The sequence below is a fragment of the Pseudomonas sp. NPDC087346 genome, from assembly GCF_044744235.1.
Taxonomy (GTDB): Bacteria; Pseudomonadota; Gammaproteobacteria; order Pseudomonadales; family Pseudomonadaceae; genus Aquipseudomonas.
This window is the reverse complement of the sequence record NZ_JBIUXX010000011.1, coordinates 21,849-42,670: the sequence shown is the minus strand read 5'-3', so window position 1 is coordinate 42,670 and position 20,822 is coordinate 21,849. Positions and strand designations below refer to the sequence as shown.

At 60.1% G+C, this 20,822-nt stretch carries 12 protein-coding genes; 1 reads left to right on the top strand and 11 read right to left on the bottom strand.

Annotation, left to right across the window (positions count from 1 at the left end; all coding sequences use genetic code 11):
- Nucleotides 1–51: 51 nt before the first annotated feature.
- From ACIOZM_RS09510 to ACIOZM_RS09460, 11 genes are all read right to left on the bottom strand, one after another.
- On the bottom strand, nt 52–1,155 hold the full coding sequence (locus ACIOZM_RS09510) for a hypothetical protein (RefSeq protein ID WP_401212516.1): 1,104 nt from the start codon (nt 1,153–1,155) through the stop codon (nt 52–54).
- Nucleotides 1,139–4,765: a toxin VasX gene (locus ACIOZM_RS09505; protein WP_401212513.1), complete on the bottom strand. Its 3,627-nt coding sequence runs from the start codon at nt 4,763–4,765 to the stop codon at nt 1,139–1,141. Before ACIOZM_RS09505 ends, ACIOZM_RS09510 begins: the two co-directional genes overlap by 17 nt.
- Nucleotides 4,762–5,628, bottom strand: coding sequence for a DUF4123 domain-containing protein (locus ACIOZM_RS09500; RefSeq protein WP_401212510.1), 867 nt, complete (start codon nt 5,626–5,628; stop codon nt 4,762–4,764). The genes ACIOZM_RS09505 and ACIOZM_RS09500 overlap by 4 nt, the downstream gene beginning before the upstream one ends.
- Nucleotides 5,625–7,628: a type VI secretion system tip protein VgrG gene (locus ACIOZM_RS09495; protein WP_401212507.1), complete on the bottom strand. Its 2,004-nt coding sequence runs from the start codon at nt 7,626–7,628 to the stop codon at nt 5,625–5,627. The genes ACIOZM_RS09500 and ACIOZM_RS09495 overlap by 4 nt, the downstream gene beginning before the upstream one ends.
- Before the next feature lie 274 nt (nt 7,629–7,902).
- The gene (locus tag ACIOZM_RS09490; protein WP_401212504.1) at nt 7,903–9,543 is read right to left on the bottom strand and encodes a BatD family protein; all 1,641 of its coding nucleotides are present in this window, start codon (nt 9,541–9,543) and stop codon (nt 7,903–7,905) included.
- On the bottom strand, nt 9,540–11,279 hold the full coding sequence (locus ACIOZM_RS09485; protein WP_401212502.1) for a tetratricopeptide repeat protein: 1,740 nt from the start codon (nt 11,277–11,279) through the stop codon (nt 9,540–9,542). The genes ACIOZM_RS09490 and ACIOZM_RS09485 overlap by 4 nt, the downstream gene beginning before the upstream one ends.
- The gene (locus ACIOZM_RS09480) at nt 11,276–12,355 is read right to left on the bottom strand and encodes a vWA domain-containing protein (protein WP_401212499.1); all 1,080 of its coding nucleotides are present in this window, start codon (nt 12,353–12,355) and stop codon (nt 11,276–11,278) included. Before ACIOZM_RS09480 ends, ACIOZM_RS09485 begins: the two co-directional genes overlap by 4 nt.
- Nucleotides 12,348–12,845 carry a DUF4381 domain-containing protein gene (locus tag ACIOZM_RS09475; protein ID WP_401212497.1) on the bottom strand — a complete coding sequence of 166 codons (498 nt, stop codon included), beginning with the start codon at nt 12,843–12,845 and terminating at the stop codon, nt 12,348–12,350. Before ACIOZM_RS09475 ends, ACIOZM_RS09480 begins: the two co-directional genes overlap by 8 nt.
- A complete protein-coding gene (locus tag ACIOZM_RS09470; RefSeq protein ID WP_401212495.1) occupies nt 12,842–13,786 on the bottom strand; it encodes a DUF58 domain-containing protein in 945 nt (314 codons plus the stop codon). The genes ACIOZM_RS09475 and ACIOZM_RS09470 overlap by 4 nt, the downstream gene beginning before the upstream one ends.
- A gap of 5 nt (nt 13,787–13,791) precedes the next feature.
- Entirely contained in the window at nt 13,792–14,751 is a 960-nt protein-coding gene (locus tag ACIOZM_RS09465) for a MoxR family ATPase (protein WP_003218556.1), read from the bottom strand.
- Between the two features lie 266 nt (nt 14,752–15,017).
- The gene (locus tag ACIOZM_RS09460) at nt 15,018–15,371 is read right to left on the bottom strand and encodes a hypothetical protein (RefSeq protein WP_401212493.1); all 354 of its coding nucleotides are present in this window, start codon (nt 15,369–15,371) and stop codon (nt 15,018–15,020) included.
- A gap of 504 nt (nt 15,372–15,875) precedes the next feature.
- On the opposite strand from ACIOZM_RS09460, the gene ACIOZM_RS09455 reads away from it, so the two are divergent.
- Nucleotides 15,876–20,747, top strand: a complete 4,872-nt coding sequence (locus ACIOZM_RS09455) for an NAD-glutamate dehydrogenase (RefSeq protein ID WP_401212491.1) — start codon at nt 15,876–15,878, stop codon at nt 20,745–20,747.
- The last annotated feature ends 75 nt before the right edge of the window (nt 20,748–20,822 follow it).

Genomic DNA, 20,822 nt, shown 5'->3' with positions numbered 1-20,822 from the left:
ACAAATCCTGGAGACGATATTGAGTTTTTCTTTGCCTGAGCCGGGGCCGGCTTATCGTTGAACTTCGGCAAAAATATCGGTAATCGGGCGGCGAGGTTGACGCTTATGCAGTGCTCTGACCTTTCCGCTCATGCGCAGCAGTTCTTCGCTCGGTTTAGCCCATTGATCCTTTGGCAGCGGCTCTGACCATCGGCGCATCACCTCGGGCAGTATGTGTTGGCCTCTGGCGTTGATGCGGCGGATTTCCCATTCGACCAAGTGGTTGGGCACGGTCCAGAAAGTCATGACGTGGTACAGGTACCAGAAAAATCCCGACACCCGGCCTCGCTCGCCATCGCGAATTTGCTGATGCATGCGCGCGCGGGCGTTGTGGAAGGTGTGCAGGCCTTCGTGGGGCGGGTCGTCGGGGCCTTGCAGGTCTTGCTGGTACTGGATGGATTTGAGGTCGTTGACTTCATATTCCATGTAACCGCGAATGGCTTCCCAATGGCTGATCGCGATGGGCAGGCCGGCGCATGGGAATTCGACGCTGGTGAGGGTTTCGCCGTGCTGGAAACCGATGCCCATGCCGTATTGGCGACGGATGCCATGCTGGGTCGCGCTTTGGGCTTCGATGACCCAGGCTGAAAGCGATTCCCAAGGGACGAAGACCGGTTCGGTGGCGTCTTCGGGCATGAAACTGACTTCGCGGCGCTGGCGGTTGAAGCGGGTGGGGATGATTTCGGCGCGTTTGTTGTAGACATGGAGCCAGACGCAGAGGCAGATGAATAGAGTGCAAAAACCGGTTGTTAACGCCATGTCATATGAAACCAGGAAGATCCCTTCTACAGAACTCCAGGCTTCCTCCCAGCCATATCCCAGTACGAGTCCAAGAAAACCGCCAACGAGCGGGAATATAAAGGCGATCATGAAGGCACCGGTGAATGGTCCGCCTAAAGTGAGTTGCCATGAGAACACCTGAGGCGATCCCAGCCCGAAGTCCATGTACACGTCATTCAATTCACCAATATGAGGGCCGTGAGGCGGCATCGGTGTCGGAAGTGGCAATGGCGCTAGATAGGTGATCTTCCCGCCCGGAAAATGCTCGATATCTCCGGCTTTACGGGATTGTTCAAAGCGTGGTGTTTGGACGGTGTCATCAAGGTTTTTGGACATGGTCGACCAGCTCCAGTAAATGGGTTTCAACCAGCAACAGGGGCGGATGCTCGGTGACTGACTTGGGCGGCAGCGAAGGGAAACGGCCCTCACCTCGGGGATTCAAGTGAATGATGTGGGTGCGAGAGATCCACTCACCTTTGGCGTTCAACCGTTGCACGCAGACTCCCAGCTCCAGTGTCTCGACCACGGGCGACGTCGGAGCCTCACGATTCAGCGGGTATTGCAGGCATAGAATCAATGGGTTTGCTTGCACGATCTGCAAGCTGTCAGACACCTCATTGCTGATTACATCCTTGCGTTCACGCGCGGTGCCACGGCTTTCGAGTGGGCGGAACAGCCGATGGGCACCGATGCCCAGACGCAGAGATGGTTTGCCGCTGAGGGGCGGCTGGAAGTCGCTCAGATTCACCCCCGGCAACTCTAGATGAATATCACTGGGTTTCGCCCGCAAAAACAGCTTCTTGAGCAAAGTGTCATGCTCGTTCAAACCCAGTATTGCGAAAGGCGCATGGATTAATTCGCCGAGGTAACGCTGGTATTCGTCCAGGGTGTAGTTACCGCGCTCATCGCTGTCCAGACTCCAAGGTGTGGTTTTTAGCCATTTGTCGTGAGCGCTGATGTTGTAACGGTTGTGCAGCCAGGTGCCACCCAGTTCCAGGACGGTGAACAATGCACCGGCAAGGTTGACCCGAAAGAAGACTGTCGAGAGGCGTGTGCCAGCTGCGGCCCAAGCAGCTGTTCGGGCAGCAGAACTTCCGGCAGTCGCTACTTGATAGGAGGCGAGTACGGTATGACTAAGGCCGTAAACGTTAACAGCAGCCATGCCGCCGGCTCCGACTGTGGCAAGAGCTGCACTGTTCTGAGCTGCTCGGTTACCGCTGCGCGTCGCGTTCTGCCAGTTCTGCTGCTGCGCATTTAGGCTGGCCAATGAAGATACAAAACCGAACAAGTACGTAGCGAAACCCAACCCCATATGAATCTTCCCCATCTGCACACGTACGCTCTCCAAAGCGTGATATTGCCCTGCTGCGATCAACCTATTGCTACGTGCCTTCAGCGCAGTGTCTGCCAGATTCTGTGCAGCGGAAAATCCTGCGGCACCTGTGGTTGCTACTGCGTTAGCAAATGGCTTCCAAACTCGTTCGTTCCCGGTTTGCTTCAACATCTCCCGATAAACCACCACCAAATTCACCGCCTGCGCCAAAAACACCAACAACCCAATCCCCTCACTCTTAATCAAATCCGCCCTCGGCACACTCTGTACCCCCAACCGAATATTCTTCAGCAAACTCCGCACTTCCTGCTGCTGCGCCGGGGCAAACACCACCGTCACTCCCGCGCGGGACGGCGTTGCACCGTAGGTGCGCACCGAGGCATCCGGCAGTTCTGCAATCGGGCTCATCGCTCCCGCCAGTCGACCTTCGAGCTGTGTCAATTGCGCCCGAACCCGCACGATCTCGGTCTGCAACTCCATCGCTTGTGGTGTCTTGTGTCCCGCGAGGTTTTTGTTGTGGGTCAGCCGATTGCGTTCCTTGGTCAGGCTTTTGAGCTCCGCCCGTTCCCTGAGCACGTCCTTGATGTCGGTTTGCAGCGCCGCGTGTTCCGCCGGGGTGGCGACGGTGAAGGTCACGCCCGTGCTTCGCGCCGCATCGAGAATCCGTGCCGGCAGTGCTTTGGGCAGATGGCGAAACAGTTCGTCGAGGTCGGGGACTTTTCCTCCCTCCAGATCGAAACCTGCCAGTGCGCGGCTCAGGCCCAGATTCAGCGCCGGGCTGTAGCTGTGCTGCACCGCGTCGGCGAGGGCGCTGGTGTGTTCGGGAAATGAGTCGAGGGCTGGCAGGTGCGGTTGTTCGGCTTTTCGCAGGGTTTCCAGCCAGTGCGGCAGTTTGCTGTACAGGCTGGTTCCCGCATTGGACAACAGGCTGTATTGCGCCAGCAGCTCAGGCCTGACCCGCAGCGGCAAAGTGTAAAACGCAGGGCGTGTCAGCTCCGGGTGTTCTTCTAGAAAAGCCAGCATCTTTTCACTGGCGTGATCGCTGCGGCAGATGTCTTTGATGCAGGCGTATTCGGCGGCGAAAACCTCGGCCAATTGCTGCGGTTTGTGCGCATCGTAGTACCAGGCCGAGCGATGGAAACGCCCGGCGCAGACCAAATCTGTACGGTCTTCAGTGATGCGATCGAGCAAGCGATTCCAGCGTCCGATATCGGCGCGATGCTGGAACAGCATGTCGTCCATGGCGGGTCGATCAATGAAGTCGTTGATTCCGCGTTTCCCGGTGAAACTGGAGCCCTCGATCACGTCCTCGATGCGCTTGTTTTGCTCCTTGCCGAGCTTGACCAGCGTCTTCAAGTGGCGCTCGACGAAGTCATCGGGAGCCATCGAAAAGTGCTCGCGGGTGTAGTAACTGCGATCCGCGTCTTCTATGGCGCGGCTATGGGCCATGATGTCTGGAGCGCCACCCTGATACCTGAGCATCTTCCGTGCTTCGGCTTGGGCTTCGTTGCGTAATTGCACCAGCGCAGGCGGGACGGGCACCTCGTCCAGCTCGACCTTGCCGCCCTTGTTCAGGTAGTCGAGCAAGGCTTTGCGCGTGTGTTCCCGGGTCGGTTCAGGCAACTGTTGCAGATCGCCAAGCAGGGCTTTGACTGCCGGGTCGTCGCTGACCTTGTCGAGGTTGCCGACGTCAGCCGGACTGAGCTGACTCAAGGATTCGATATAGCAGGCCAGCAAATAATCCCGTTCGTTGTGCCCGGTATTGCTCCAGTGATCAATCCAGCCGACCACCGTGTCTTGATAGTCAGCCAGATCACGCAGTACGCCGAGGTCGTCCTGCACCACGAGGAACAACGTGTCGTTCTGATAGGCCGGGCGTACTGAACCGAGAAACTCGCCAATATGCGCATCGCGAAAGCGCCGGGGCTGCTCCCACAGATACGGTTCGCGTTCGTGCTCGGGGGCGTTGCTGACGTGCACCGTGGGCATCAGAACGGCGTCTGGTGGCGAGTCCTGCGCGAAGTTGGCGCGGTCTTTCTCCAGTTGTGTCTGCTGGGCCGGCACCGTCGCGATCTCCGCCAGCCACTGCCCGGCCTGTTCCACCGTCAGCAGGTGTTCGCCACCGGTTTCGCAATTCACCGGGCCAAGGTCGACGGCCTGCATGAAGTGTTCGCGCTCTTCGCGGCTGTCGGTCACTTGCGCGCATTTGGCGGCGGTCCATTGAACCTCGGCGAAGCACACGTGCAACTGACTGCGCCGGGAAAACACCAGCGCCGGAGACTCTTCGATGGGCGTGCGCTGATCGCTGGCTACCTTGGCGCCCTTGTGCAACAAGGCGCTGACCAAACCATTGCGAATCCGGTATTCATGCAAATGACCGGTGACGCTGTCGATCACATACAGCCAGCCATCGCGCAGCATGCGAATGCCGAGCGGTCGCGTTTTCAGGGAGTAGGGCAGTTGCAGCGAGGCGCTTGGGTCGAGGGGGTTTTCCACCAGCCCGTAACGCAAGGGCAGCAGTTGCACATGGGGTTGACGCAAGGGGCAGGCGCCGGGTGAGCCGATGGCGGTTTTCGGGGCCGCAGCGGCGGCAAGGTTGGCAGGCGAGTTCATGGGCGGCCCCGTTGGCTGGCCCAGTCGTGGGCAAGGGTAGCGGCCAGCGCAACGCGCTCGCCGGGTGATTGCAGCGATGGCGAATGCAGTAATCGATGGATGTGCGGGTGCTGGTCGAGCGGGGAACCGTCCAGCGAGGCCAGAACATTGGCGTAATAGAGCAACTCGGATTGGCTGCTCAAGCCCAGGGCTTGCGCCTGCGCAAATAGCTGCTCAAGCGCTGGCCAGCGCAAGGCCAGGGTTGCGCCGCGTTGCTGTTGCGGGAAGTAGCTGAGTAAATGGACATCGAGATCGAGCAGCGCACGGCGTTGATCAACTCGATCCAGTGCCGAGTTCTGTTCCGGCGTCAGGCGATAGGGGATTGGCAGGTCAGGGCACTCGGATTGCCGAGACTGCTGACGATGCCAGCTCGCGCCAACGCAATCGGGGGTGACTACTGAGCAAAGCGGGCCAAACAATCGCTGATCACCGCTGCCAAACAGCGCCCGCGCAACGGCGGCGTCGGCCAGTCGCAGCATCACCGGCAGACCTTCCGGCATTTCCACTGTCAGCAGTTTTCGCAAGTGTTGAGCGACGCCATGCGCGTGCTCCGAGCTGAACAGCAACACACCCCATTCTTCATGGGCATGCGCCATGTAGAACTGAAAAACCGCCGACTCAGGGTGTTCGATTGTCACCAGCAGTGGCGAGATATCCCGCAGCTCGGTGAAGGGCGGGCAGTCGAACAATGCGATGCTGCTGAAGCCGGGACAGTGCTGTTGCAAGCGCTCCGGCAAATTGATTTGGGTTGCGCCGTCGAGCAATACAAAAGCCTGTTGCTCATTCCACGGCAGGTCAGTGGGCAGTGAGGTCGAAAGATTCATGCCTGGGCTGCCTCGCACATCAGGCAACGTGAATTGCGCGCCGCGACCATTGTTCGGCGCTGCTGGGGCGGATCGACCGCTGCGCTCAATATCGGCAACGCTCCCGGCATCAATGGTGCAGCTGACAGCACGACCGCAGGTGCGCCGCCCTGAACGATCGGCACGCTGCTGCAAATGCCCTCCGGCCCCAGCGTCAACCAATGGCCACCGGCCTTGATCGTCACGTGGGCACCGCCATCGATGACCACTTGTTGGCCAGCGCCGAAGTGGATTTGCTGGCTCGCACTGAGCCGCTGACTGGTGACGCGAATGTGCCGGTCGCCTTGCACCCACAGGTGATCGTCCTGCTTGAGTTCGGTCAGGCGATTGCCGTGGGTCAGATGGTGTTCGTCGCTGCGCAGGTCATGGCTGCAAATGCCGCCGACCACCACCGAGCGCTGATTGTCGACCTGAACCCGTTGGTCATTGAGCACCAGTTGAACAAAGTCACGCTGAGCACGGATGGCGATTTCTTCGGCGCCTTTTCTGTCCTCGATCCGTAGCTCGTTGTAACCGCCACCTCCGGGGCTGCTCTGACTGCGCCAGATGCTGCGCGTCTGTTCGGCGGGCAAGTCGAGTGGCACCGGCGTCACGGCATTGGGCAGGCAACTCTGGATAAACGGTTTGTCGGGATCACCTTCAGTGAATCCGACCAGCACTTCCATGCCGACGCGGGGAATCTGCACGCTGCCGTATTGGTCATGGGCCCAGCCTGTGGCGACACGCAGCCAGCAACTGGATTGCTCATTGAGCTGACCTTCGCGATCCCACAGCAACTGCACTTTCACGCGGCCGTAGGCGTCGCAGTAGATCTCCTCGCCGGACGGCCCGGTCACCACCGCGTGCTGGTTGCCGTTCACCCGTGGTTTCGGGTGCTCCAGCGCGGGTCGGTAAATCACCTCCCAAGGCGTGGCAACAAAGTCGTTGCGGTAGCCCTGTTTGAATCCATCTTCGCTGCCAGCGTCGGTCGCCGATTCCTCCAGCACTTGTGGTTGTTTGCCCGTGTGATCGACGCTGGTCAGCAGCCATAAACCGTTAAAGTCAGCGCGCGGGTGCTCGCACAGGTCGAGGAAACTGCCACTGCGCAGCAGGCTTTGATTGCTGCGACCTTGTCCCTGGCGGTAATCGGCGCGATGGCGCTCAAGGGCGCGCTGGCTCAGATGAGTGCCGCGTTCACGATGGATGAACTGCCCCGGAAAGGCGTAATCCTCAAGTGCGGGAAGCCGCGTGTCCCGGGCCTCGGCATCCAGTTGCACGGTGGGCCGTTCGAAGTGATAGTCGCGGCGACTGACGTGGCTGGTACGGGTTTCCAGGCGTACGTTGAAGCGATCGATTACCGAGGTGTCGGCCACCATGCCGCTGTCTTGTACATAGGCGGTCGGGGCACCGGGTCTGGGGAAAACGGTCTGGTCGTCGCCAAACACCAACAGATGTCCAGCGCTGCTGTGCTGGAAGTGAAAGTGCAGACCTTCTTCCTCGCACAAGCGCTGGATGAAGTGCAGATCCGTCTCGTTGAATTGCACGCAGTACGGACGTGGCGGATATTCCGCGCTCAGCTGGAAACGCCAGACATCCGCCTGCATGCCGTGGTCGAGCAACACCTTGGCGATGATCTGCGGCACGCTCTGCTGCTGAAAGATTCGCTGGTTATGGCGGTGGGCGAGATAGGCCAGATACGGCACCAGCACGATCTGGTAACGCGTCAGACGCGTGCCGGAGTCACCTTGTCCGATTCGATAAATCTGCCCATGCAGACCGGCGCCATTGGCGCTGAAAGAGAGAAAGGCCGGACGGTGCAGCAGCGATTCGAGATCAAGGTCGCGACGCTCGCTGACCAGTTCGAGTTCGACCTTGTAGGTTTGGTTGAGCGCTTCCTTGGCTCGGAACTCATGTACCTGAAAGTCATGGGTAAAACCTTCGATATCGAGTCTGAAAACGACGGGTTTGCCAGCAGTAAGCATCCACTTTTCCCTGTGTCTGTTTAAGGCACAGGACTTTGTGTGGAGCGACCCAATCAGTGAAGTCAGACAAATCGAAGTTTGATGTAGGGCTTTTCTGATTAGGCAGAAAAGCGCGCTGTCAGGCTATAAGTCCTACAGACATTACTTAACTGCGTTGAATCAGGTAGGAGCTCACGAGTGAAACGAGGCAGCGATCTTTTGACTTTGGTTTTAAAGACCCAAGATCAAAAGATCGCTGCCTCGTTTCACTCGTGAGCTCCTACAGGAAGGGGGTTTATTTGGGGTAGAGGGGGGGCAGGCTGCTGTCGGTTGTCGGGTCCTGGACCCGTTCGGCCATCGGAATTGTGCGGATTGCGCGCCACAAATCCTCACCCTGCCAATGCTGGCCGGTTTCGCTATAGAGCGCGCCGTTCAAGCCGTCGAGGGCGTCGGACAGCGGTACAAAACGCGCGGCCATGTCGGCCAGGGTTTCCGGCTGCTGGCGTGCCCAGGCATCGAGTGCCTGGCGGGTGGCTTGCGGGTCGTTGGCCTGGCTTGCGCGTTTGATGTCATCCAGCAGCGTGCGCGGGCTCGGGCCGGTTTGTGCGGCGCGCAGGATCGCCGGTTGCCAGCGCGCACGCCACCACAAGCCGAAGCCGAGCAGGGTGGTGCAGGCCAGAATCAGTGTGCTGAGTTTCCACCACCATAGTGCTTCGCTGTCTGCCGTGCTCATGACTGGCGAGTTGCCGGCCGGGGTATCGACTTGCAGGCTCGGGTTGTTCACCACTTGCAGGGTGCGCGCGGGCAGGCTGCTGTGTTCCAGGTGATCCTCGAAGGTGTTCCACCAGATCACGTCCACCGTCGGCAACTCGATTGAGCCGCTGCGGCTTGGCACCAGTGCTTCGCGTTCTTCGCGGGTGCCGATCAGGCCACGGTCGCTGCTCTGGTTGCTCAGCACTGGTTGATCCGGGTAGCGGCGCAGGCCGTTGGCCTCGGTGCCGGGCAGTGCCGGCAGTTGCGAGCTGGCGAGGCCTTCGACTTTCAGCGTCAGAATACGAGTCAGTGAATCACCGACCTGAGTGTGATTCGGCTCCGGATTCCAGCTCTCGCTCAGCGTCAGGCTGCGTGCCGGCAGCCAAGGCGCATCGGCGGGGTAAGTCAGCGGTTTCGGTTTGACCGTCAGCTCCATCGGCGTGGAGTTGATGCGCAGCAGCTTGCCGGTTTTCGGTCCCTGCGCGTTGGCATCCTGTGTCGATTGAGTGTCGACCAGTGTGGCGCTGAAGGTCTGCGGCGCGATAGTCAGCGAACCGCTGTGTTGCGGATAGATCGCATAGCGCATCTCGATCACGCCGTGGCGCATGCCGTTGATGTCTTTTTCGTAGGTACGGGTGTCGCCCAGTTGTTCGACGCGGGCATCGGTGACTTCCAGCGGGGTCAGACTGCTGTCGTCATACAGCGAGACCGAATGGTAAATGCGCAGGGTCAGAATCGCCTGCGCCTGCACGTAGACGCTGGGCTGGTCGAGGCTGGCCTGGATAAACACCGGATCGAGGCTGTTTTTGTCTTCGCGGGTATCGCTTTCGACCACTTGCACGGTGATCGGCTGGCTCTGTACGTCGCCCATTTGCAGCGGCGGAATAACCACGCTGCCGTTCTGCCGGGGCAGCAGGGTAATGATCCAGCGCGTGGTCGCGTGGCTATCGGCATTGAGCGTATTCAACTGGTTGACCTGCCGCGTGCCGCGCACTTCGAACAGCGGCTCCAGCGGTGTCAGGTCAGGTTTGCCGAACTGCGTGACGTCATTGGATTCGAGGGTGAGTTCGACCGTCTCGCCGGAGTTCAGGCGACTGCGATCCACGCTGGCAGTCAACTCGGCCGCGTTGGCGGTGGCCGTGCAGATCAGCAGGGGCAGCAAGAGAGCGGTGAAACGGGTCATCGAGTTTTTTCCTGATCCTGATGTTGTTGCTGTTCGTACCAGAATTTGCGTCGCAGCAGTTCGCCCGGGTTGTCCGGGATCTTGCCCAGCCATTGTTCCAGTGCCTGACGTTGTTCGCCCTGAAGATTATCTTCGTCGGGATGCAGCGTCGGCGTAGTGCTTTGTTCTTCGTCCGGCTCGTTGTTCGGCACTTCGTTCGGGCCTGGCAGCGGCGGCGGGGTGGCGGTCGGCGGTTCGCTGGCCGGCTCGGCAGTTTGCGCTTCGCTGTGGTTTTCACTTTTGACCGCCGTTGGTGGCGCGGTCGCTGGCGGTGGTTCATCGCCCGGTATGCTTTGTTGCTCCGGTTGTCGCTCCGGCTCAGCGGGTGGCGGGGTGTTTTTCTGCTTGAGCAGACTTTCCACCAGCGCCTTGTTGGTCAGTGCCGGGCGCAAATCCGGTTGCAGCTCCAGCGCCTGTTCGTAGGCATCGATGGCCGCTTCCAGCTCGCCGCTTTTCGCCAGGGCGTTGCCACGATTGTAGTGGGCGCGGGCATCGCTGCCTTCGGCAAAGCGCTGGGCGGCGCCACTGTAGTCGCCGGCCTCGTACAACGCCACCCCTTGCCATTGATGGTCTTCGAAATGTTCCGCCGCTTCGGCCGGACGTTTCTGCTTGAGCAGGTGCAGCCCTTGTTGATCGGGACGCAGCCACAGATCCTGAAAGTCAAAAGCGTAGCTCGGTTGCGGCAGGCACAGCAGCAATGGCAGGCAGAACAACCAGCCCCGACGTCCCGCGCAAGCCGCCAGCAGCAACAGCGGCAACAGCAGCCAATAGCCCTGATCCGCCCAAGTATCGAGACGCAGGATCTGCCCGTCGTTGCGCAAGCTGCGCGGGCCGTCGAGCAAACCGAGGGCGCGCAAATCAGCTTCGTCGAGCCGCGCGTTGTGGTATTCGCCGCCCACACTATTGAGGAAGGCGCCGAGGCCCGGGCTGTCGAGTTGCGGCACGCGGATCGCGCCTTGGTCATCCTTGAGGAAACTGCCGTCCTCCTGCGCAATCGGCGCGCCTTCAGCCGTGCCGACACCGAGCATCAGCAACTGCGCGGATTGTCCGCTCAGCGCACGGCGTATGCCTTGGCGTTCTTCTTCCGATAGCGATGAACCGATCAACAGAATCCGTCCCTGCCCGAGTGCGCCCTGTTTCAGCAGTGCCAGCGCTTTGCTCACGGCAAGGTCGGCGCGATGGCCGCTTTCGGGCATCAGCGATGGCTTGAGCGCATCGAGCAGATTACGACTGGTCGCCAGGTCATCCGACAACGGCACCAAGGTATGCGCGCTGCCTGCGTAAACGACGATGCCAGTCTGCGAATCACTGCGCGCCTGCAACAGGTCGAACAGCTTGCGCCGCGCCTGTTCCAGCCGGGTTGGCGGCGAGTCGGTGGCGAGCATTTCCGGAGTCAGCTCCAGCACCACCACCAACGGGTCGGCGGGTTTCTGGCTGGTTTGTTCGACGCGTTCCCAGCTCGGCCCGAGCAACGCCAGCATCGCCAACAGCCACGCACCGCCGAGGACGATCCACGGCAGTTTACTGTCGCGTCCGTTGCCGCCGCTGAGCAGGGTGGCGTGGAAGGCTGGCGGCAGAATCATCTGCCAGCGTCCGGCGCGTTTTTGCCGGTGCCAGAGTTTCCACAGCAGCCAGCCCAGCAGCGGCAACAGCAATAGCCACCAAGGGCGGAACCAGTGCGGCCAGAGCGCAATCATCGGCGCCTCCGCAGACGCAGGCGCTTGAGACGCTCACGCCAGTCAGGCAACGGACTTTGCAGATACAGCTCCTTGGTAAACAGGCGTTGCAGCGGGTTGTCCGGCCACAATTCGCGCACGACCAGCAACAGGCTCAGCAGCAACGCCAGTGCCAGCGGCCACTGATACAACGCTTGCGCCGGGCGGGCCTGCGTCGGTTGCTGAGCCACGGGTTCCAGCAGGTCAAGGGTGTCCTTGATCGCTTGCAGCTCTTTACCGTCACGAGCGCGGAAATACCGGCCACCAGTGGCGTCGGCAATCGCCTTGAGCGCCGGCTCGTCGAGATCCAAACTCGGATTGGTCCCGAGCAGGCCGGTGCTGCCGCTTGCTTCAGGATCGGCGCCGATGCCGATCGGGTAGATTTTCACGCCTTCACTGGCTGCCAGTTTTGCCGCAGTCAGCGGGTCGATTTCACCACCGTTATTGGCGCCGTCAGTCACCAGAATCAGCACGCGGCTTTGCGCGGGCCGCAGGCGCAGGCGTTTCAGGGCGAGGCCGATTGCGTCGCCGATGGCGGTGTTCTTACCAGCAATGCCGATGCGCGCCTCGTCGAGCCAGACCCGTACCGTGTGGCGGTCGAAGGTCAGCGGTGCTTGCAGGTAGGCCTGACTGCCGAACAGGATCAGCCCGACCCGATCACCCTCGCGGCTTTCGAGAAAGTCGCCGAGCAAATGCTGAACCAGCGACAAGCGGCTGACGTCTTCGTCTTGCCACTGCATGTCGGGGAAATCCATCGAGCCAGACACGTCCACCGCCACCAGCAAGTCGCGACCGCTGGCGGCAATCGGTAATGGTTCGCCAAGCCACTCCGGGCGTGCCGAGGCGATCAGCAACAACAGCCACAACAGGATGAACGGCGTTTGCTGGCGCCAGGCTGGCAGATTGGCCCGCGCACGACGGCGGGCCAGACCTTCGAGGTCAGAGAGGAAACTCACCTTCAACGCCGGCTCGCCGCTGTCGGCCACCGGCAGCACGATGCGCATCAGCCACGGCAGCGGCAGCAGCACGAAGATCCACGGCCAGGCGAACTCAAACATGTTTGCGAATCCAGGTGTCGACGGCTTGAGTCAGACCAGCAATGGCCTTGTCATCGAGTTTGCACTCGGGTTTGTACGCACCTTCCACCAGCACCATCCAGCGCGTCAGGCCCGCTGCCGGGCAACGATTGTCGAGGAACGCCAGCCATTTGCGGCCATTAAGTGTGTGGCTCTGGCTGTAGGGATAGTGATTGCGACAGAGGCGCTTGAGCAGGCCGTTGAGTTGTTGCAACCACGCACCGGCAGGCGCGCCATCGTACGGTTTGGGCATCTGCGCCAGTTCGAGGAGGGCGGCGATGCGCACCGGATCGAGCGGCTGTTCGGCGCGCACGATTGAGCGTTTCTTGACGGGAATAAAGCGGCGCAAACGCCATACCGCAAAACCGAGCAGCGGCAACAACAAAGCCAACAGCCACCAGCCCGGCGCCGGTGGCCAGAAGGCTATCGGTGGCGGGGAAATCAATGGTTGCAGTTGCTCGAGGCCGTTCATCGACCTTTCCCCGGGCGTTGCGGATTGAGGAATTCGCGCATCTGCTCGACCATTTCACTTTGCGTGCTCAGTGGCATCAACAGCACACGCAGTTTTTGCGCGAGCAATTCCCAGCGGGCGATGCGTGCTTCAGCCTGGGCGCGGTAAGTCTGGCGCAGTTCAAAATTCAGCGTGTCGAGTTCCAGTTGCGCGCCGCGCTCGGCAAACCGCAGCAGTCCGGCGGCGGGCAGGGCATGGTCCAGTGGGTCGGACAGTGGCAGCAGCAACAGGTCGCAATGCCGCGACAGCAGGCCCAACTGTTGCTCGGCGCTGTCGGACAGGGCGCGTTCGTCACAGATCACAATCGCCAGACTGCCCGGGCGCAATACCTCGCGGGCACGGCGCAGGGCCACACCAAAGGCATCACGATCCGGCTCGCGCTCGGTGTGCAGCGACTGGTTGACCTTCACCAGACGGTTAAGCAGTTGCAGCAGGCTTTGTTTGCTGCGCCGTGGCTTGATTTCGTAATGCTCGTTGTCGCCAAACACCAGTCCGCCGACACGGTCGTTGTGGCCCAGTGCGGCCCAGCCGATCAGCGCCGCGACTTGTGCGGCGAGTACCGATTTGAACATCAGTCCGGAACCGAAAAACAGCCGCTGGCTCTGCTCGACCATGATGAAAATCGGTCGTTCGCGTTCTTCATGGAACATTTTGGTGTGCGGTTCTTGCGTGCGTGCCGTAACGCGCCAGTCGATGGTGCGTACGTCGTCGCCGGCCTGATAAACCCGAACCTGATCGAAGTCGACGCCGCGCCCACGGAATTTCGAGTGATGCAGACCGATCAGCGGGCTGCGCTGGCTCGGCGTCGAAAACAACTGCACTTCACGCACGCGGTGACGCATCTCGATCAGCTCGGCGAGGCTGACGCGAATACCCGGTTCGGACGGCAGAGGGGCGTTCATCAGGGTCAAGCGACGGCTACGACGTCGAGAATCCGCTGCACCACCCGATCCTGGTCGATGCCCGCTGCTTCAGCTTCAAACGACAGGATGATGCGGTGACGCAACACATCGAACAGCACTGCCTGAATATCTTCCGGGCTGACGAAGTCGCGACCGGCCAGCCAGGCGTGAGCCCGGGCGCAACGGTCGAGGGCAATCGAGCCTCGCGGGCTGGCGCCATAGGCGATCCACTCGGCCATCTCCGGATCGAACTTGGCCGGGGTGCGCGTGGCCATGACCAGTTGCACCAGATATTCCTCCACGGCGTCAGCCATGTACAGACCGAGGATTTCCTTGCGTGCGGCGAAGATTGCCTGCTGGCTGACCCTGCGTTCGGGTTTGGTTTCACCGTTCAAGGCTTCGCCACGGGCCTGTTGCAGGATACGGCGCTCGACGGCGGCGTCCGGGAAACCGATTTTGACGTGCATCAGGAAACGGTCGAGTTGAGCTTCCGGCAGCGGATAGGTGCCTTCCTGTTCAATCGGGTTCTGCGTGGCCATCACCAGAAACAGCGGCGATAGCTCATAAGTGCTGCGCCCGACGCTGACCTGACGTTCGGCCATCGCTTCGAGCAATGCCGACTGGACCTTGGCCGGGGCGCGGTTGATTTCGTCCGCCAGTACCAGATTGTGGAAGATCGGCCCTTGCTGGAACACGAAGCTGCCGGTTTCCGGGCGATAGATCTCGGTGCCGGTGATGTCCGCCGGCAGCAGGTCGGGGGTGAACTGGATGCGATGGAACTGGGCTTCGATACCCTCGGCGAGTTCTTTGATCGCTTTGGTCTTGGCCAGACCCGGAGCACCCTCGACCAACATATGGCCGTCGGCGAGCAGGGCGATGAGCAAACGCTCGATGAGCTTTTCCTGGCCGAGAATCTGCGTTGAAAGAAAGGTTCGCAGCGCCAGTAGCGCTTCACGATGTTCCATCGGTGACTGTTCCTGGAAAGGGTGGCCACGGGCGTTCGAATAATGCCGGGGCTGGGGGCGTTACTTTAATCCATCGAGGGGGGTGGCGACTAACGGCATTTTGCGCAAAGTGCGGGAAATGACTGCAAGAATTGTTGGATTTTTGTAGATACCAAGAGGTGCGGTGACTGTTATGGCCCCATCGCTGGCAAGCCAGCTCCCACATTTGCAACACCTCGGTAACTGTGGGAGCTGGCTTGCCAGCGATGAGGCCAGTCCAGGCAGCATCAAATCTCGCTGATAAAGGTGCCGGTCCCGTCGAGGATGTTCTTCAGGGTTTCTTCAACTTCCGCCAGATCCGCTTTATCCGTGCTGTGGATGATCTCCAGCACATCATCGCCATTCAGCGCATCAGCATCGCCGGCAGCAATTTCGATCTTCAGCAGGGTCGCGGTCAAAGTGACCTTCACGCCATCAAGGGTCGAAGGCTCGCCATCCAGCGTAATTTCCAGTTCGTCTTCGTCCGGATAGCGGCTCATCAGGAACATGTCGCCCTTGTCGCTGTGACAGCAGAGCATGGCCATGTTGTCTTCTTCGTCGTCGCACGGGTTGACGATCAATAGGGCGGTGGTCATTTGCATGGGAAATTCCTGATTCGACAGGCGTGGTGAACGCCGAAAGCGCAATTCTGCCAGTCCGGGGGAATTTCTGCATGAACGACTGTCAGACAAGGGGCGTGAACGCTCAGAGTGTTGCTGGTCATTTCTAGTACCAGAATGTTGCAAAACCGCTCTGAAAACACCCGTTCCGCCCCGTGGCTGCTAGTGTTGTTGCCCAGTACAGGTCGCTGTTTACGTGCCGATGACCGAATATGTCGCAGCACCGCAAGCAGACACATTGTCGCACCCATTAAGCTGCGCAACGGATGAGCACCCGTAAAGACATTGTCGGCAGCCCCGGCAGTCGTTTTTGCAGATGCCCATTCAATGGAAGGTGAATGTGACCTGAGTGTCTCGTCCAGCTTCACCCACCTGTCACCCTGTTTCCTCTGCCCGAGAATCAGGAACAGGGCGACGGAGGCCCCGAAAAGGGGTTTTGCAAGCGACGCTTTCCATCAATAACAAGCCCCAAGCGGAGTACCACAGATGGCGTTCTTCACCGCAGCCAGCAAAGCCGACTTCCAGCACCAACTGCAAGCGGCACTGGCGCAGCACATCAGTGAACAGGCACTGCCACAAGTGGCGCTGTTCGCTGAACAATTCTTCGGCATCATTTCGCTGGAAGAGCTGACTCAACGTCGCCTATCAGACCTCGCTGGCTGTACTCTTTCTGCGTGGCGCCTGCTTGAGCGCTTCGATCACGCGCAACCGCAAGTGCGCGTCTACAACCCTGATTACGAACGCCACGGCTGGCAGTCGACCCACACTGCGGTCGAAGTCCTGCACCACGACCTGCCATTTCTGGTCGATTCGGTGCGTACCGAACTGAACCGTCGCGGCTACAGCATCCATACCCTGCAAACCACCGTGCTCAGCGTACGTCGTGGCAGCAAGGGCGAGTTGCTGGAAATCCTGCCGAAAGGCACCTCCGGCGAAGGCGTATTGCACGAATCGCTGATGTACCTGGAAATCGACCGCTGCGCCAACGCGGCCGAATTGAATGTACTGAGCAAAGAGCTGGAACAGGTTCTCGGTGAAGTCCGCGTTGCGGTCGCCGATTTCGAGCCGATGAAAGCCAAGGTGCAGGAAATCCTCACCAAGCTCGACAACAGCAAGTTCGCCGTCGATGCCGACGAGAAGACCGAAGTCAAAAGCTTCCTGGAATGGCTGGTGGGCAACCATTTCACCTTCCTCGGCTATGAAGAGTTCGTGGTGACCGATCAGGCCGATGGCGGCCACATCGAGTACGACCAGAACTCGTTCCTCGGCCTGACCAAACTGCTGCGCACCGGCCTGACCTACGAAGACCTGCGCATCGAAGACTATGCGGTGAACTACCTGCGCGAACCGACCCTGCTGTCGTTCGCCAAGGCTGCGCATCCGAGCCGTGTACACCGTCCGGCTTACCCGGACTATGTGTCGATCCGCGAGATCGACGCCGACGGCAAAGTCATCAAGGAACACCGTTTCATGGGCCTCTACACCTCCTCGGTGTATGGCGAGAGCGTACGGGTCATCCCGTTCATCCGCCGCAAGGTCGAAGAAATCGAAACCCGTTCCGGCTTCCAGTCCAAGGCTCACCTGGGCAAGGAACTGGCGCAGGTTCTCGAAGTGCTGCCGCGTGATGACCTGTTCCAGACTCCGGTCGACGAACTGTTCAGCACCGTGATGTCGATCGTGCAGATCCAGGAACGCAACAAGATCCGCGTGTTCCTGCGCAAAGACCCGTACGGTCGTTTCTGCTACTGCCTGGCCTACGTGCCGCGCGACATCTATTCCACCGAAGTACGCCAGAAAATCCAGCAAGTATTGATGGAGCGCCTGAAGGCTTCCGACTGCGAGTTCTGGACCTTCTTCTCCGAGTCCGTGCTGGCACGCGTACAGCTGATTCTGCGTGTTGATCCGAAGAACCGTCTGGACATCGACACGCTGCTGCTGGAAAAAGAAGTGGTTCAGGCCTGCCGCAGCTGGCAGGACGACTACGCCGCACTGACCGTCGAAAGCTTCGGCGAAGCCCACGGCACCAACGTGCTGGCTGACTTCCCGAAAGGCTTCCCGGCCGGCTACCGCGAGCGTTTCGCTGCGCATTCGGCCGTGGTCGACATGCAGCACCTGCTGAGCCTGAACGAAAAAAATCCGCTGGTGATGAGCTTCTATCAGCCACTGGGTCAGGTTTCCGGTCAGCGCGAACTGCACTGCAAGCTGTATCACGCCGATACGCCGCTGGCGCTGTCCGACGTGCTGCCGATTCTGGAAAACCTCGGTCTGCGCGTGCTGGGTGAATTCCCGTACCGTCTGCGTCACACCAATGGCCGCGAGTTCTGGATTCACGACTTCGCGTTCACCGCCGCTGAAGGCCTGGATCTCGACATCCAGCAACTCAACGACACCCTGCAAGACGCGTTCGTCCACATCGTCCGTGGCGATGCCGAGAACGATGCGTTCAACCGTCTGGTACTGACCGCCGGCCTGCCATGGCGCGATGTTGCGCTGCTGCGTGCCTACGCCCGTTACCTGAAGCAGATTCGTCTGGGCTTCGACCTCGGTTACATCGCCAGCACCCTGAACAACCACACCGACATCGCTCGCGAGTTGACCCGGTTGTTCAAGACCCGTTTCTATCTGGCGCGCAAGCTCACCGAAGACGATCTGGAAGACAAGCAACAACGTCTGGAACAAGCGATTCTGACGGCTCTGGACGATGTCCAGGTGCTCAACGAAGACCGCATCCTGCGTCGTTACCTCGACCTGATCAAAGCCACGCTGCGTACCAACTTCTATCAGACTGATGCCAACGGCCAGAACAAGTCGTACTTCAGCTTCAAGTTCAACCCGCACGCGATCCCTGAGCTGCCGAAGCCAGTGCCGAAGTTCGAAATCTTCGTCTACTCGCCACGCGTCGAAGGCGTGCACCTGCGCTTCGGCAACGTTGCCCGTGGTGGTCTGCGCTGGTCCGACCGTGAAGAAGACTTCCGTACCGAAGTCCTCGGTCTGGTGAAAGCCCAGCAAGTGAAGAACTCGGTCATCGTGCCAGTGGGTGCGAAGGGCGGCTTCCTGCCGCGTCGTCTGCCACTGGGCGGCAGCCGTGACGAGATCGCGGCCGAGGGCATCGCCTGCTACCGCATCTTCATTTCCGGTCTGCTGGACATCACCGACAACCTGAAAGACGGCGCACTGGTACCGCCATTGAACGTGGTTCGCCACGACAATGACGACCCGTACCTGGTAGTCGCAGCGGACAAGGGCACTGCAACCTTCTCCGACATCGCCAACGGTATCGCCATCGACTACGGTTTCTGGCTGGGTGACGCGTTCGCTTCCGGTGGTTCTGCCGGTTACGACCACAAGAAGATGGGCATCACCGCCAAGGGCGCGTGGGTTGGCGTACAACGTCACTTCCGCGAACGCGGCATCAATGTTCAGGAAGACAGCATCACTGTGGTCGGCGTCGGCGACATGGCCGGTGACGTGTTCGGTAACGGTTTGTTGATGTCCGACAAGCTGAAACTGGTCGCGGCTTTCAACCACCTGCACATCTTCATCGACCCGAACCCGGAAACCGCTTCGAGCTTCGCTGAACGTCAGCGCATGTTCGATCTGCCGCGTTCGTCGTGGTCGGATTACGACACCAGCATCATGTCCGAAGGCGGCGGTATCTTCTCGCGCAGCGCGAAGAGCATTGCCATCTCGCCACAGATGAAAGAGCGCTTCGACATCCAGGCTGACAAGCTGACCCCGACCGAACTACTGAACGCCTTGCTCAAGGCGCCGGTAGACCTGTTGTGGAACGGCGGCATCGGTACTTACGTCAAAGCCAGCAGCGAAAGCCACGCCGATGTCGGCGACAAGGCCAACGATGCTCTGCGCGTGAACGGCAACGAACTGCGCTGCAAAGTAGTGGGCGAGGGCGGTAACCTCGGCATGACCCAACTGGGTCGTGTGGAATTCGGTATCAATGGCGGCGGTTCCAACACCGACTTCATCGACAACGCCGGTGGCGTTGACTGCTCCGACCACGAAGTGAACATCAAGATCCTGCTGAACGAAGTGGTTCAGGCCGGTGACATGACCGACAAGCAGCGTAATCAACTGCTGGCGAGCATGACCGACGAAGTCGGCAATCTGGTGCTGGGCAACAACTACAAGCAGACTCAGGCCCTGTCCCTGGCGGCCCGTCGTGCCTACGAGCGGATCGCTGAGTACAAGCGTCTGATGAGCGATCTGGAAGGCCGTGGCAAGCTGGACCGTGCCATCGAGTTCCTGCCGACCGAAGAGCAGATCAACGAACGCCTCGCAGAAGGCCACGGCCTGACGCGTCCAGAGCTGTCGGTGCTGATTTCGTACAGCAAGATCGACCTCAAGGAGCAGTTGCTGGGCTCGCAGGTGCCGGACGACGATTACCTGACTCGCGACATGGAGACCGCTTTCCCGCCGAGTCTGGTGAGCAAGTTCTCCGAAGCCATGCGTCGTCACCGTCTGAAGCGCGAGATCGTCAGCACCCAGATCGCCAACGATCTGGTCAACCACATGGGCATCACCTTCGTTCAACGACTCAAAGAGTCGACCGGCATGAGCCCGGCGAACGTGGCGGGCGCTTACGTGATCGTGCGTGACATCTTCCACCTCCCGCACTGGTTCCGTCAGATCGAAGCCCTGGATTACCAGGTTTCCGCCGACGTACAACTGGAGCTGATGGACGAACTGATGCGTCTGGGCCGTCGCGCTACGCGCTGGTTCCTGCGTGCTCGCCGCAACGAGCAGAATGCTGCCCGTGACGTCGCGCACTTCGGTCCGCATCTGAAGGAGTTGGGCCTCAAGCTCGACGAACTGCTGATCGGTCCGATCCGCGAAACCTGGCAGGCCCGTTATCAGGCCTACGTTGAAGCCGGTGTTCCGGAACTGCTGGCGCGTATGGTTGCGGGCACCTCGCACCTGTACACCCTGCTGCCGATCATCGAAGCCTCCGACGTCACCGGCCAGGACCCGGCAGAAGTGGCCAAGGCCTACTTCGCCGTGGGCAGTGCGCTGGACATCACCTGGTACCTGCAACAGATCAGCGCTCTGCCGGTTGAAAACAACTGGCAGGCTCTGGCCCGTGAAGCGTTCCGTGATGACGTCGACTGGCAGCAACGTGCGATCACCATCTCCGTCCTGCAACAGGGCGACGGCACTCAGGACGTGGAAGCACGTCTGGCGCTGTGGATGGAACAGCACGAAGGCATGATCGAACGCTGGCGCGCGATGCTGGTCGAGATCCGTGCAGCGAGCGGCACCGATTACGCCATGTACGCAGTCGCCAACCGCGAACTGCTGGACCTGGCGTTGAGCGGTCAAGCGGTAGTGCCAGCCACTGTCTGATTGAGCGTTGAATGAAAAAGCCCCGGTATCGAGAGATGCCGGGGTTTTTTTTGTGCCTGAGGTTTTTTTGTCGTC